Below are 14,686 nucleotides of genomic sequence, written 5' to 3'. Positions count from 1 at the left end.
TCGTTGTCCTTCACAACTACCAGGTCTTCGCCAAAAAGCTTTACGGCCTCTTCCACCCATACGGGTCTGTTTGGCGTTTGTGGCGAGTTAGGGGCGTTTGATGACTCAGGCTCGAGCTGGAGCGTCTCGCTCTTCTGTTCGCTGGCTCCCTGCGCCGCCGCCTGCCAATCCTTCATCATGACCGTTACAATCCGGAATTGACCTCCAAGCACGTCATGCATTACCTTCTCAATAATATCACGATTTGCTGGTTTTTCGGTGGTTTCACGGTGCATTGTGTTCTTAAAAGCTACAAGGATGGCATCATCAGCCGATGCGACTGGCTCGCCGTCCTTCAACCAAGCGTGAACGGTTATTTTGGCATCCTTCACGCCTTGCAGCACATCATTCCACTTCATGCGGACTTGATTGAATTCCGGACTCCCGGCTGTCGCTAAATAAGGTTCCAGCTTAACAGTTGATCTTGCAATACCGCCTGAGCCTCCGAATGAAGTGCGAACCGCATTGGTGCGGGCAGCTTGCTTGCTAGCCCCATTGTCCGAAGACGTTTGGCCTCCGCCAGCCACTCCATTTTGTATAGCCTGTTCGAGCTTGCGTTCAAGCGCTTCAACCTGCTGCCGCAAACGCCCTACTTCGGCGGATTGAGCACCGCTCGAAGGCGAGGAAGCTGCATTTGCAGATGCCGCTCCATTAGCCGGTTGCTCGTCGCCTAGAGTGCAAAGCTTCATCAGCGCCACCTCAAACAAAGTTTGCGGCTGCGAAGCATGCTTCAGCTCAACTTGATAACGATTGAGCGTATCGATCATCGCAAACAGCCGTGAAGGCGTAAAAGCTTCGGCCATCATTTTGAAGCGCTCCGGATCCACAATACGTTCCGTAACTGCACCGCCCTGCGGCGCAAGCTTCATAACGAGCAAATCACGGAAATAATAAATTAAATTTTCCATACATTTATCCGCGCTTTTGCCGGCTTGCATCAAGCTTTCCACAAGCGGCATGATGGCAGACACGTTACGATCCTTGACCGCCTCGGCCAGCTGATAAAAATGATCAGCCGCCATTCCGCCGGTTACATCGACCGCCGCTTCAAGCGTGATGCGGTTGCCGGCAAAGGCAGAAACCTGCTCGAGCAAGCTTATTGCATCGCGCATGCCGCCTTCGGATAGTCTTGCGATATAAGCAATTGCATCCTTCTCGGCCTCTATGCCCTCTTCAAGACAAATTTTAAGCAAATGCTCTGCCTGCTCTTCGAGCGATACCTGCCTGAAATCGAAACGTTGACAGCGGGATATAATCGTCGCCGGCAGCTTATGCGGTTCGGTCGTCGCCAAGATAAAAATCACATGCCCCGGCGGCTCCTCCAATGTCTTCAACAAAGCATTGAATGCCTCGGCCGTAAGCATATGTACTTCATCTATGATATAAACCTTGTATCGCACTTCCGAAGGCGCATAACGCACTTTATCGCGAATATCGCGTATTTCATCAATCCCGCGATTGGATGCGGCATCGATCTCGATTACATCCATAATATGTCCCGCGGTAATCCCTATGCAAGCATCGCATTCATTACAAGGCTCTTCAGCCGGACCGCGTTCGCAGTTAACCGCCTTCGCTAGAATCTTCGCGGCACTTGTCTTTCCCGTTCCCCGGGGCCCGTTAAAAAGATAAGCATGCGAAACGCGTTGTTCGCGTATGGAATTCTGCAGCGTTTGAATAATATGCTGTTGTCCAACCATGTCCCGAAACGTCTGCGGACGCCAGGCACGGTATAAAGCGATATGTGACACGCAGACCTTTCCTTTCAACTTGCCTTTTCGTTACAATAAATTGCTCTACCCTTATTATACAACAACTATGTAGCAAGCAAAACTTTCTTTTGCCCGCTGATATCCCATTCTAGTAAAATATAAAAGCCCAATACACAAAAACACCTGCATCCGCCATTTCCGATTAAAATCGAACAGCGTCAACAGGTGCTACTTTTTGTTATTGTAATTATCTTTAAGTACCGTGCACCTACTCCTGATAAATGCGACCCAGGCGGCATCCTTGCACTACAGCTCGAGTCAGGCACTCCCCCGGCACATGAACTAATTTGCTTATGGCTGCTTCCTTCCGGACCTGACCGGGTTCACAAACGTCCATTGCGGAGGACCCAACTGTCAACACTGCTCGCAAGTGCCAGACCCTACATCAGCATAACCTCAAGTAGGAATTCAACCTCGCTACAGCGGATTGCGAGTTACAGGGCACCGCTACCTCCCCATCTAGCACGGTAAAAACAAGTATAGCTGATTCCGTTACAAAGCGCAACTCGTACAACCGAATTGGAAACCGATTACTGCCGATTACCTTTTCGTTTCCACATGCACCCTATACCGCGGCATATTATACTGAACAACAGACTGTGCCTTCGCGCGCAGCTGCTCGATTTGACCATCGGACATAGAATCATCTACGTCTAAATTTACGTGCAGATCCGTTCCATTAAAATAAATTTGCGTATGCTCAATGCCGGCAATAGGCTCCAGCACTTGTTCAATCATCTTGCCGTCGGCGTTATAGTTAAGGTATTGATGGCGATTCGGCAAGTTTGGGTTACTGTTGGAATACCCCATATATCCGTCGTGGCCGTAGGTTTTCAAATTATCCTGTTCGCCATTCCCACATGCCGAAAGCGTTACGGCTAACAACAGTATGCAGAGCGCCATCATGGAAATTCGACATATAAACAATGGTCTGGAAAAATCGAACCGTTTCTTATGCAATCAAAAAACCTCCCTTCTAACCAATAGGATGGCTGAGGGAGGCTCTTGTATTCTGCCAAATAAAGGCGGAACGATTTGTTGGATTAAATGCCGTATTTCTTCTTGAAACGATCGACGCGACCGCCAGCATCCAGGAACTTTTGCTTACCCGTGTAGAATGGGTGGCATTGGGAACAAACCTCTACGCGAAGGCTCGGTTTAATCGAACCTGTCTCGAAGGAATTTCCACAAGCGCAAGTTGCTGTAATGATGTGGTATGTCGGATGAATAGCTTGTTTCATCTCGTTCACCTCTTTCTGCCCTGAATCGCATGCGGACTCAGAGTTAAATCACACACCTTAGATTATAGCATGAACTCTTTTGTAGTTGCAATGAATTATCGCTCATATGTCAATATTAGCTCCATTTACCGATATTGGAATTTTTAACGAAGCAATGCAGCTGGCGGAACATGCGTGTAAGAGCCAATCACGACATCCGGAAGCTCCTCGCGGAAAATCTCAAGCATTTGCTTCATTCCATAAATCTCGCCCTGCGCCTTTGGAATAATCGCCAAGTAGCTCTCCGGGTCGATATTCAGATTTCGCATTTGAATAAGTTTCAAGCCCGTACGCTTCACAAATCCGATCATCGCTTCGATTTCTTCCTCGCGATCGGTAACACCTGGGAAAATCAAGTAGTTAATAGAAGTATATACTCCATTATCAGAAGCATACTTCAGCGACTTCTCGACATTCTTCAATGTATATCCCCGCGGCTTGTAATAAGCATTATAGTGGTCGTCGAGCGCGCTAATTGTGCTGACACGCATGAGATTAAGGCCGGCATCAACGATGGCGCGCATGTAATCCGTCAAACCTGCGTTGGTGTTAATGTTAATGTAACCAAGCGAGGTCTGGCTGCGCACACGCTGCATCGCCTCTACTATAATTTTGGCTTGCGTGGAAGGTTCGCCTTCACAGCCTTGTCCAAAGCTGATAATCGACTCCGGCTCGCGCAGATGCTCCAGCATAATTTCAACAACCTCATCGACCGTTGGCTTGAAGTTCATCCGTGTTTGAGGAGCGACAAAGCCGCTGTCATCCGGTTGCTCCGATATGCAGCCAAAGCAGCCAGCGTTGCATGAATAGGATACTGGAACAGCTCCTTCCCATCTTCCAAGAAACGTATTGGAGGAGGTCAGGCACTCATAGCCTAAAGCGCAATTGGAAAGATGCTTATAAAGACGATTCTCTGGGTATTTGGCAAGCAAGCGCTCGACTTGAATGCCTAACTCGCCTCGGTCGCAATTAAGCGGATCCCATCTCTCCGGATCATCGCACTGCTCAGCCGTTACGTAGAAGTTCCCATCCTTCCATACGACAGCCGTATAGCCGAAAAGAGGGAGCTTTTCATTCTTGTCTGCTTTTACATATCCAGGCAAGCATAAACGGGTGAAGCCTTGCGGCAGCAAGGCGCCAACCGCTTGCGCTCCGCCGGGAAGCATTTGCATCTCGCCCGTCTCCGGATTAAGTCCGATTGGCCTAGTGAACGGCAAGCTCACTAATGTCGCTCCGTTAGGAAGAGGAATCAATTCCTCCTCCATAATTTCCACAATCATATCGCCACTTCTGCCAAGGGCTATAAAATCGGGGTGATCAAATACATTTCCTTTTTCATCCGCATATACGAGATTCATGTTGTTCTCCTTCCTGCGGTCTTACGAACCGTGCGTGGTTCTTGGCGCCGGACGCCTGCTGGTCGTTGTCGTACTGCTCTTGATGCCGGACCGCTCCGGCTTCGCTTCTACCGTTGTATCAAGAGACATGAGAAACTGTTCGTTATTCTCGCTGTCTTTAAGTTTTTTCAAGAAATTATCGACATAGTCCGGCGTATCCGTCATTCCTCTGCGGATGGCCCAAACCTTCTCAAGCTCTTCCTTCGTAAGCAGCATCTCTTCGCGTCTCGTACCGGATCTGCGCAAATCAAGAGCCGGGAAAATACGTCGCTCGGAGAGCTTGCGGTCAAGATGAAGCTCCATGTTGCCCGTACCTTTAAATTCTTCATAAATGATATCATCCATACGCGAGCCCGTCTCGATTAGCGCAGTCGCGAGAATCGTCAAGCTGCCGCCCTCTTCAACGTTCCGGGCCGAACCAAAGAACCGTTTTGGACGATGGAACGCCGCAGGATCGATACCGCCGCTCAGCGTACGTCCAGATGGAGGAATAACCAAGTTATACGCCCTTGCAAGTCGGGTGATACTATCCATCAAGATAACAACATCCTTCTTGTGTTCAACAAGGCGAAGAGCTCTTTCAAGTACCAGCTCAGCTACTTTAATATGATTTTCCGGCAGCTCGTCGAATGTGGAGGCAATAACCTCGCCTTTAACAGAGCGCTGCATATCCGTAACTTCCTCGGGACGCTCATCTATGAGCAGGACAAACAATTTGATATCGGGACGGTTTTCTGAAATACTGTGGGCGATTTCTTTGAGCAGCAATGTCTTACCCGTCTTCGGAGGAGCAACGATCAAGCCGCGTTGTCCAAGTCCTACAGGAGCGAGCAAATCCATCATGCGAGTGGAAAGCTTCGACGATGTCGTCTCAAGAACCAGCTTCTTTTCTGGATAAAGAGGAGTAAGCGCAGGAAAATGCAGTCGTTCCGAAGCCGTTTCAGGGTTTTCGCCATTTACGGCGTTGACCTGCAGCAAACCAAAGTAACGCTCATTTTCTTTTGGCGGTCGGCATTTGCCGGATACAAGATCTCCGCTCCTTAAATCGAACCTGCGAATTTGCGATGCCGAAATATAAATATCTTCCTTGCTCGGCAGATAGTTAATAGGCCGTAAAAATCCGAAGCCTTCCGATAAAATATCGAGCACGCCTTCCATAAACATAAGACCGCTCTTCTCAGCCTGTGCACGTAGAATGGCAAAAATTAATTCCTTCTTCTTTAGCGTTCCGTAATAGGGAACTTGAAATTGCTTCGCTAATTTGTATAGATCAGTCAATTTCATCTCTTCTAGATCCGCGATCTGAAGGTCTGTCATATTCTCACCACTTTATTCAATTTTCATTATGATTTTGTATATCTAGTAAAATCATAGGACTGATTAAACAGCATTGCCGAATTAGGCGCCGTCTATTCCACAGCGCCCGCATCGTCCTACTCCTTAGGATGAGGCTTCCGTTTCACGCCACACTTCAGCACCCAACCGGCATAGATTTTCTACTAGATTATCATAACCTCGGTCAATATATTCGACACCTGATATTTCGGTAACGCCTTCGTCAACCGTCAGAGCGGCAACAACAAGCGCCGCGCCTGCGCGCAAATCGGCAGCTTTTACTTTAGCCGCATTGAGCTTTCCGCCCTCGATAACTGCCGAGCGGCCTTCAACGCGAATGTTGGCTCCCATCCGAGAGAGCTCGGGAACATGCTTGAATCGAGTGCCATAAACGTAATCCGACAGTATGCTGACTCCGTTTGCTTGCGTCAGCAAGGTCGTCATTGGGGATTGAAGGTCGGTAGGAAATCCTGGATATACAAGTGCCTTCACATCGATTGCTGTATATTCGGGCCGGCCAATAATTCGGATGGATTCATCCATTTCGATGACTTGAACACCCATCTCTTCAAGCTTAGCCGTCATGGCTTCCAAGTGCTTAGGAATAACATTATCAATAAGGACATCGCCGCGGGTTGCAGCAGCGGCAATCATATACGTGCCGGCTTGAATACGATCAGGAATAATGGAATGTCGGCAGCCGTGAAGCCGGTCGACTCCTTCAATACGAATCGTCTCGGTTCCAGCACCTTTGATTTTTGCGCCCATGGCATTTAGGAGAGTAGCTACATCTATAATTTCAGGCTCTTTTGCCGCGTTTTCGATAATCGTTAATCCTTTGGCCCGGGAGGCCGCAAGCATAATGTTAATGGTAGCTCCGACACTCGATACATCGAGATAAATTTTCGCTCCGCGCAGCTCCTTGGCGAAAATTCGAATCGAACCGTGATCATTGGTTACCGTAGCGCCCAATGCTTCAAACCCTTTAATATGTTGGTCAATCGGCCTCGGCTCAAAATTGCAGCCGCCAGGCATACCTATCGTCGCTTCTCCAAACCTGCCGAGCATTGCGCCCATTAGATAATATGAGGCACGAAGCAGCTTTACTTTTCCATTCGGCATGGCCTTAGAGACAAGTTCCGAGGGGTCAATGCGCATCATGTCGCCGTCACGCTTGACGACTGCGCCAAGTTCTTGCAAAATTTCGCTGTAAACAGCTACATCGCTTATAATCGGCAAGTTATCCAGCACAACTTCTGATTCTGCCAAAATGGCAGCAGGTACAAGCGCAACCGCGCTGTTCTTCGCCCCGCTGATCTGTACAGTACCGCGAAGCGGCCGTCCGCCGCGTATCATCAATTTCTCCATCTAATTATATTTCCTCCCGTAGATTGGAAGAGAATAAAGGAAGAACCGCCAAAGCAAGCGAGCTTTGTACCCGATTGCCCATTTAGAGGCGGTTTAGTTCCTTTGCTCCTGTTATTACGCTTGGTTGTTGCTTCCGAACAAACGGATATTTCTTGGACAACAGATAACAGCCTTCATCGCATTGCGAGCAGGCGTCGTGTATTTGCGCGGATCGAATACTTCACTGTTAAATGAATGGTCTTCACGAACAGGTCACGTATAAGCCGCTTTGATTTCTGTAATTACGTTGGTTTGCCTGCGCCAGCTGTGATGGACTAAGGAATTCTTCAAACGGAACGTTCATGCATATGTCTGTTCCGACTTGTCATTCTGAGCCATTATAACATATTGGGGCTTGAAATACTAAAGCTTGTTTACTGCTTCCAGGAAATGAAAAAAACGACACCGTCTTCAAGCAAGCGACGATGCCGTTTATTAGCTGAATTTAGGAGCCTATTGCAAAGCGACTTGCGGAGTTTCCGCCGCGCAGCTGCATATTTACCGCAATCCGCATCTCATCGATGTCGAATGGCTTCGTAAAGTGCATTAATGCGCCAAGATCCGTCGCTTCTTTGATCATATCGAGTTCACCGTAAGCCGTCATCATGATGACTTTGATGTTGCGATCGATCGTTTTGACATGCTTCAAAATTTCCAAACCATCCATGCCAGGAATTTTCATATCCAGCAGCACAAGATCAGGAGCCTCGTTTTTCACGATTTCCAAAGCCAGCTTGCCATTAGACGCTTGGAACGTATTGTAGCCCTCGCTGCTGAAAACTTCCATTAGCAACACGCGAATACCGTTCTGATCATCAACGATCAATACTTTCTTCTTATCCAACTCCAAATCCCCCCGCGACTGAGTTTACCCTTGAAAATGGCCAACTCTTCCATAATCGTTAATATATTCGCTAAAGTGGGTATATAATCCTTCTCTCGGCGAGAAAAACTTATCAGGTGTTGTTATAGAATATGTCATTGATAGAAATGGCTCAAAAATTACTCCGAATAGTTAAGCGCAGCTTGTACGAATCCGCGGAACAACGGCTGCGGGCGATTCGGTCTTGAAGTGAATTCCGGATGGAATTGAACAGCCAAGAACCATGGGTGATCAGCCATTTCTACCATTTCCACCAGACGTCCGTCCGGTGAAGTTCCGGAAATCGTCAGACCGGCTGATTCAATCGCTTCACGGTACTCATTGTTAAATTCATAACGATGACGGTGACGCTCGTAAACAAGCTCGTCTCCATACTCCCGCGCAGCAAGGGTTTCGGACTTCAGCTTGCAAGGATATAGACCCAAGCGCATCGTACCGCCCATATCTTCAATGTCCTTCTGATCCGGCAGCAAATCGATGACCGGATAAGGAGTGGACGAATTAATTTCCGAGCTATTCGCACCCGCAAGTCCCGCAACGTTGCGGGCATATTCAATGACAGCCACCTGCATACCTAAGCAGATACCGAAGAATGGAATTTTTTTCTCGCGCGCATATTTGATTGCCGTAATCTTGCCTTCGATACCGCGATCGCCGAAGCCGCCTGGCACAAGAATGCCATGAACGCCTTGCAGCTGCTCATCCACATTCTCGTCCGTTAGCTCATCGGCATGCAGCCAGCGGATTTTCACTTCCGAATCCGATGCAATACCCGCATGCTCGAGCGATTCCACAATGCTGAGATAAGCATCGTGCAAGGCAACGTATTTACCTACGATAGCAATCTCCGTTTTCTTATGGAGCGATTTAACGCGCTTAACCAGTTCTTCCCATTCGCGCATGTCCGGCTGTTCGGTTTTTAGCTTGAGATGGTTAACGACAATCTCGTCAAGACCTTCTTCGCGAAGCATCAAAGGCACCTCATACAAGGTGGATGCATCGCGGCATTCTACGACTGCATTTGCATCGATATCGCAGAACAAACCGATCTTGCGTTTCAAGTCTTCGGCAAGCGGATGCTCCGTACGGCAGACAATAACGTTCGGCTGAATGCCGATGCTGCGCAGTTCCTTAACGCTGTGCTGAGTCGGCTTCGTTTTCACTTCGCCTGCAGCTTTGATATAAGGAATGAGCGTAACATGAATGTACATCACATTGTCGCGTCCGATATCGCTCTTGATTTGACGGATGGCTTCAAGGAAAGGCAAGCTCTCAATGTCGCCTACGGTACCGCCGATTTCTGTAATGACAACATCCGATCCCGCCTCTTTGCCCGCGCGGAATACACGATCCTTGATTTCATTCGTAATATGCGGAATAACCTGAACGGTTCCACCCAAGTAGTCGCCGCGACGTTCTTTGGTAATCACGTTGGAATAGATTTTGCCGGACGTCACGTTATTGTTCTTCGAAAGGTTAATATCGATGAACCGTTCATAGTGACCTAGATCCAGATCCGTTTCCGCACCGTCATCGGTAACGAATACTTCACCGTGCTGATATGGACTCATCGTTCCCGGGTCCACGTTAATGTAAGGATCAAACTTCTGAATCGTTACTTTGAGGCCTCTGTTCTTCAGCAATCGGCCGAGCGAGGCTGCTGTAATCCCTTTGCCCAAAGACGACACTACGCCGCCGGTTACAAATATATATTTGGTCACTGTGATGATACCCTCCAAGCTCCTATGGTTAATGTTTAGGTTTGCCCATTTACTCGATAAACATGGATGCGGATACACTCTGCCCATCCATCCAGTTTGTGGAAATGCATCCTACAGACCCATCCCTCACAAACAAAAAAAGTGACACCCGTAGCAACGGGGCACTTTTCCTTTTTTGGCATATATAAAAATATAAGCAAGCACAACTTTGCCATCATACTGCGCTTATATTTCAGCGCGCGACGAGTCTCTACCGCGATAAGACGGCAGCAGTCGTACACGCTTGTATGCATTATTTGTTAACCGAATCTTTAGCCCATGAGATAGTTTACTCCGCGCTTGCAGCACCTGTCAAGCGAAACTGACAGGATGATCGGTGCACCGCTGCCATTTATTCGGCTGGAGCTCGTACCACCGTGGATGAAAAAGGAAGACAACGTATAAGCTTGTTGATTCGGCCTTAGCCATTCAGCAAACTACTTGCCGTCATTCTCTTCTTCATCCTCAAAATCCTCGTCATCCGAATCATCGTCATCCGCGTCCAATTCGCCGTCGACTTCTTCTTCGTCCAGCTCCTCGTCATCAATGCCGACTTCCTCGTCAACTTCCGCTTCCTCTTCCGCTTCTTCGAAGTCCTCACGGTCCTCATCGAACACGTCATAGTCTTCTTCAGCCTCTGCGTAAGTATCCTCTTCTTCGTCCGCAAACACATCGTCATCCTCAAGATCATCGTCGTCGTTGATGATACGTGTGCGCTTCGCATTGCCAACAGGATCCTCGGAACGTTCAACCGGATACCAGCGCTTCAGTCCCCACATATTGCTGCCGACGCAAGCAAAACGGCCGTCAATGTTGATTTCCGTATAAACCTGTGCGATGAACTGGTTGATTCCGTCTGCGGAAAGACCGCGTATTTTAGCGATCTCCATCATAAGATCGCGATAGTAGTAAGGCGTATTAGCCGCTTTCAGCACTTCAAAGGCCAAATCGACCATAGGCATTTCCTTCATACGTTCAGGATCCAGCTTTAACGTAAAATTGCTGCTGCTCATATGGACACATCCTCTCTTGCCAATCAAATTATGTACTCGTTCATTCCTTCAAAATGCAAGGATCGTGTACGTTGTCCTCTTATACACCGCTCACATTTCATTGCGCAGCGAGCGGATCGTGCCAGAGGATGGCATCCGTCGATTACGCTAGTCAAAGTATAGTAAAACCTATTTCCTCCAAAAAAGCAAGCGGCCCCGATTGCTCCGGCACAGCTTGGACTTAAATGCAAAAAGCGAAAGGATAATCCTTCCGCTTTGACTGTATCCATCCGGCCATGACACGAGGTAACGTACCTTGGACGTAAGAGCCCCTGAGAACTCTTTGTTCATCGTATGTACACGGGCGATTTTTGACACCGTTTGCTGCCTATTTATGCGAAAAAAGGCAAGTGGCTCATGCGATAACGAGCGCTTGGTCATACAATAGTGCAGCATGGTCCGTCGGGAGGGGAAGCCAAGTTTGGACACCGTCGCTTTTATCCGCTTGTTGCAGGATACGATGGCTTGCACGGACAAAACGACTGTAAAACGAATCATTCGTTTTCAGCGTGCGAGCGACTACCGATACTTCCTACAGCAAATGCCTCAGGTCGCTTCGTCGTCGCCACAAAAAAGCATCAGAAAAATGCCCAGCATTCTTGGAATAGCTTGCAGATTGCCGGCCGAGGAAACGTTAGAGCGGTTCTCGGGACGTATATGGATTGAAAAGGACTGCAAAATAAGCGTTCATTCTTCTACGCAAAAATCGATTGTCGTTGATAAAGGCATACCTTGGGGCGTCAATCAAATCAAAGCTCCGCAAGCATGGAGCACCACGACCGGCCATCGGATAAAGGTCGGCGTCATCGATACGGGGGTTGATTTCAGCCATCCCGATCTTCAGCATTCGCTCTCGCGAGGCATCAACTTGCTGAATCGCAGCATGCTCCCGCATGACGATAACGGTCACGGCACGCATATTGCAGGAACCATTGCGGCAGCCAATCAGCTCCAGGGGATGATCGGTGTTGCGCCCCGTGCATTGGTATCGCCCGTCAAAGCCTTCGACCATAATGGGAGCGCCTTCGTCTCCGACATTATTCTCGGTATCGAGTGGTGCATTCGCAATCGCATGAATGTGATTAACATGAGCTTCGGCATGAAGACCCGCAGCAAAGCCCTGCTTGGAGCCGTCATAAATGCCCACAACGCCGGGATCATCATCGTCGCTTCCTCCGGCAACGACGGGAAGCGGCGCTCTGTCGATTACCCGGCTCGCTATCCGCAGACGATTGCTGTCGGAGCAACCAACAAGCTCCGCCGCGTTGCCCCGTTCAGCAATCGCGGCGCATATATCGATGTCTATGCGCCGGGCGACAAAATCATTTCGGCTTGGCTCCGCGGCAAATATAACGAAATGAGCGGCACATCCATGGCTACCTCGCATGTCAGCGGAGCGATTGCGCTGTTGCTCGCGCATAAGCCAGGTTTAACGCCTGCCGAGATCAAGGCCATTATTAAACGCTCCGTGCAGTCTCTAAGGGGCAGCAAAGCCCGCCGAACGATCGGCGAGCTTGATGTGATGCGTATGATGCAAGCCGTGGATAAGGCATGATTCCACGGCTTATTTTTATGAAACGGGAGCTTACATACGCTCGGGAGCAGAAACGCCGACAAGACGAAGCACATTAGCAATCGAGATACGCACGGCTGCAAGCAAGGCAAGCCGGGCCTGCGATTGCTCGGCATCCTCCGTAATCACCCGCTCCGCTCTGTAATAGCTGTGGAACTGGGACGCGAGCTCATATACATAACGGATAAGGCGATGCGGTGCATATTGCGCAGCCGCTTCCGAGATTTCCTGCGGCAGCTCGCCGATCTTGCGAAGAAGATCGAACTCGCCTTCCGCAGTCAGCTTGCTGAAATCGATGCTGTCAGCAGCATTAAGCACTAATCCTTGTTCCTCCGCCTGCCTGAAAATGCTGCAAATCCTTGCATGCGCATATTGCACATAGAATACCGGGTTTTCATTTGACGTAGAAATGGCGAGATCCATATCGAAATCAAGATGCGAATCCATGCTCCGCATGGAGAAGAAGTAACGAATCGCATCGATGCCAACCTCGTCCATCAAATCCTCCATCGTAACGGCTTTACCCGTACGCTTGGACATTTTCATTTTTTCGCCGTTTTGGAACAAGCTGACCATTTGCGCAATGAGCACGGTCAATTTCTTCGGATCGTTGCCGAGCGCCTCCATAGCCGCTTTCACGCGTGGGATATACCCATGGTGATCGGCGCCCCAAATGTTGATCATTTGATCGAAGCCGCGGCCGTATTTGTCGCGGTGGTAAGCGATATCCGGCGTCAAATACGTATAAGAGCCGTCATTTTTCACAAGGACGCGGTTTTTGTCATCGCCAAAGGTCATCGTAGACAGCCACGTCGCGCCTTCTTCTTCATAGACATGCCCTGTTGCTTTTAGAGCTTCAAGGCCCTGCTCCACTTGGCCGCTCTCATAAAGCGCAGTCTCGCTGTACCAAACATCGAAGCCTACGCGGAATCTTCCGAGATCGCGTTTGATCTTGTCGAGCTCGCGCTCCAAACCGAACTGGCGGAAAAACGTAAACCGTTCCTTATCGGGAAGCTCCAACAGCTTATCTCCCTCTTGCTCGACGAGCAGCTGGGCAAAGCCGATAATATCCTCGCCATAATAACCGTCTTCCGGCATTTCAGCAGCTTGTCCAAGCGCCTGGCGGTAACGGGCCTCGATGGACACAGCCAGATTCTCTACCTGTTTGCCGGCATCATTGATATAGTATTCGCGCGTAACATCGTAACCCGCGTAATCCAGCACGTTACACAATGCGTCGCCCACAGCCGCGCCGCGCGCATGCCCAAGATGCAGGCTGCCTGTCGGGTTTGCGCTGACGAACTCTACCTGAACGCGCTTGCCGTTGCCGTCTAACGTCCGCCCGTAGTTTTCGCCGGCCTCGATTGCAGCACTTACTACCGGATAAAGGTAGCTGTTGTCCATGCGGAAGTTGATAAAGCCCGGACCAGCAATCTCTGCGGATTGAATGGACGCTTTTTTCGTATCCAAGTTCGCTACGATCGCTTCCGCAATCTGACGGGGATTCTTCTTCGCAAGCTTAGTCAGCTGCATAGCTGCATTCGTTGCCAAATCCCCATGCGATTTGTCCTTCGGCACTTCAATGACGAAAGCAGGAAGCTCTTCCCGCGCCGCCAAGCCTGCTGCTACTGCTGCATCCGCGATGGCCGCCTTCACCTGCTCGTACATTTTCTCTAATACGTTTGCACTCATTAATTTATTTCCTCCTGTATATGGAGCCGAATATGGAAACGGCCCGACATTTGTTCATCTACGTGCATTTCGTACTCCCACTCCAGCGTAAATGGCAGCTGCTCCGGCAAGGTCTCCGCAGCCGTGTTCACGCCGTCGCCATCCGGGAGCAGCAGGGATAGCCGCATCGTATCCGTTTCAAGCGAAAATGACGTCATCGACGAATCGTATCGTCCCGTACGCCTAAGTCCCGGCACAAACAGCTGTTCCGATTCAATCACGCCTCGGCGCATGATGGACAGCTCGCCCAGGCGGTATTTGACAAGCGTACGCACTTCTCCGGACTTTGGGTCGCCTTCTACCGCCGGCTCGCTGTAGCGAATATAAATCGACCGCTCCTTGCGGAACCATTCGCCTTTATAAACGTGAATGTGCGAGCTTCCGTCCTGCACGCTCTCCAAAGTAATTCGCACTTTCCTGTTCTCAGCCATCCTCTTGCTCCTGTTATCAGTCTAAT

At 49.4% G+C, this 14,686-nt stretch carries 12 protein-coding genes and 1 other RNA gene (1 of these 13 running past the window's edge); 1 reads left to right on the top strand and 12 read right to left on the bottom strand.

Going from position 1 to position 14,686, the window contains the following annotated elements; genetic code table 11:
• The 10 genes from dnaX to rpoE all read right to left on the bottom strand — a co-directional run.
• On the bottom strand, positions 1–1,790 hold the 5' portion of the coding sequence (gene dnaX / locus ACN6MW_RS14880) for a DNA polymerase III subunit gamma/tau (RefSeq protein ID WP_419876046.1). Its footprint begins 4 nt before the window's first position; only the first 1,790 of its 1,794 coding nucleotides appear in the window; it begins with the start codon at positions 1,788–1,790; the stop codon falls past the left edge of the window.
• 221 nt (positions 1,791–2,011) lie between these two features.
• Positions 2,012–2,279: signal recognition particle sRNA large type (gene ffs, locus ACN6MW_RS14875), an RNA gene on the bottom strand.
• A gap of 72 nt (positions 2,280–2,351) precedes the next feature.
• A complete protein-coding gene (locus tag ACN6MW_RS14870) occupies positions 2,352–2,771 on the bottom strand; it encodes a hypothetical protein (RefSeq protein ID WP_419876045.1) in 420 nt (139 codons plus the stop codon).
• A gap of 83 nt (positions 2,772–2,854) precedes the next feature.
• Complete coding sequence (rpmE, locus tag ACN6MW_RS14865) at positions 2,855–3,052, bottom strand: 50S ribosomal protein L31 (RefSeq protein WP_053373265.1); 198 nt, start codon at positions 3,050–3,052, stop codon at positions 2,855–2,857.
• Positions 3,053–3,195: 143 nt separating this feature from the next.
• Positions 3,196–4,449: a radical SAM protein gene (locus ACN6MW_RS14860; RefSeq protein WP_419876044.1), complete on the bottom strand. Its 1,254-nt coding sequence runs from the start codon at positions 4,447–4,449 to the stop codon at positions 3,196–3,198.
• Between the two features lie 21 nt (positions 4,450–4,470).
• A complete protein-coding gene (gene rho, locus ACN6MW_RS14855) occupies positions 4,471–5,805 on the bottom strand; it encodes a transcription termination factor Rho (protein ID WP_364144646.1) in 1,335 nt (444 codons plus the stop codon).
• A gap of 123 nt (positions 5,806–5,928) precedes the next feature.
• A complete protein-coding gene (locus ACN6MW_RS14850) occupies positions 5,929–7,191 on the bottom strand; it encodes a UDP-N-acetylglucosamine 1-carboxyvinyltransferase (protein WP_419876043.1) in 1,263 nt (420 codons plus the stop codon).
• A gap of 484 nt (positions 7,192–7,675) precedes the next feature.
• Positions 7,676–8,074 (bottom strand): response regulator, encoded by a 399-nt coding sequence (locus ACN6MW_RS14845; RefSeq protein ID WP_419876042.1) that lies wholly within the window; start codon positions 8,072–8,074, stop codon positions 7,676–7,678.
• 158 nt (positions 8,075–8,232) lie between these two features.
• Complete coding sequence (locus ACN6MW_RS14840) at positions 8,233–9,834, bottom strand: CTP synthase (RefSeq protein WP_419876041.1); 1,602 nt, start codon at positions 9,832–9,834, stop codon at positions 8,233–8,235.
• A gap of 476 nt (positions 9,835–10,310) precedes the next feature.
• Entirely contained in the window at positions 10,311–10,886 is a 576-nt protein-coding gene (gene rpoE, locus ACN6MW_RS14835) for a DNA-directed RNA polymerase subunit delta (RefSeq protein WP_364144663.1), read from the bottom strand.
• A 460-nt stretch (positions 10,887–11,346) separates the two neighbouring features.
• Between rpoE and ACN6MW_RS14830 the strand changes: the two genes are divergently transcribed.
• A complete protein-coding gene (locus ACN6MW_RS14830; RefSeq protein WP_364144665.1) occupies positions 11,347–12,480 on the top strand; it encodes a S8 family peptidase in 1,134 nt (377 codons plus the stop codon).
• Between the two features lie 30 nt (positions 12,481–12,510).
• Here the strand turns inward: ACN6MW_RS14830 and argS are convergent, their stop codons facing one another.
• Together argS and ACN6MW_RS14820 are read right to left on the bottom strand one after the other, a co-directional pair.
• On the bottom strand, positions 12,511–14,190 hold the full coding sequence (gene argS / locus ACN6MW_RS14825; RefSeq protein ID WP_419876040.1) for an arginine--tRNA ligase: 1,680 nt from the start codon (positions 14,188–14,190) through the stop codon (positions 12,511–12,513).
• A complete protein-coding gene (locus ACN6MW_RS14820; RefSeq protein WP_419876039.1) occupies positions 14,190–14,660 on the bottom strand; it encodes a DUF1934 domain-containing protein in 471 nt (156 codons plus the stop codon). The genes argS and ACN6MW_RS14820 overlap by 1 nt, the downstream gene beginning before the upstream one ends.
• Positions 14,661–14,686 lie beyond the last annotated feature (26 nt).

Source organism: Pristimantibacillus sp. PTI5 (assembly GCF_048572955.1).
In the GTDB taxonomy this organism is placed as follows: domain Bacteria; phylum Bacillota; class Bacilli; order Paenibacillales; family Paenibacillaceae; genus Pristimantibacillus.
This window is presented reverse-complemented; position numbering and strand designations above follow the sequence as displayed.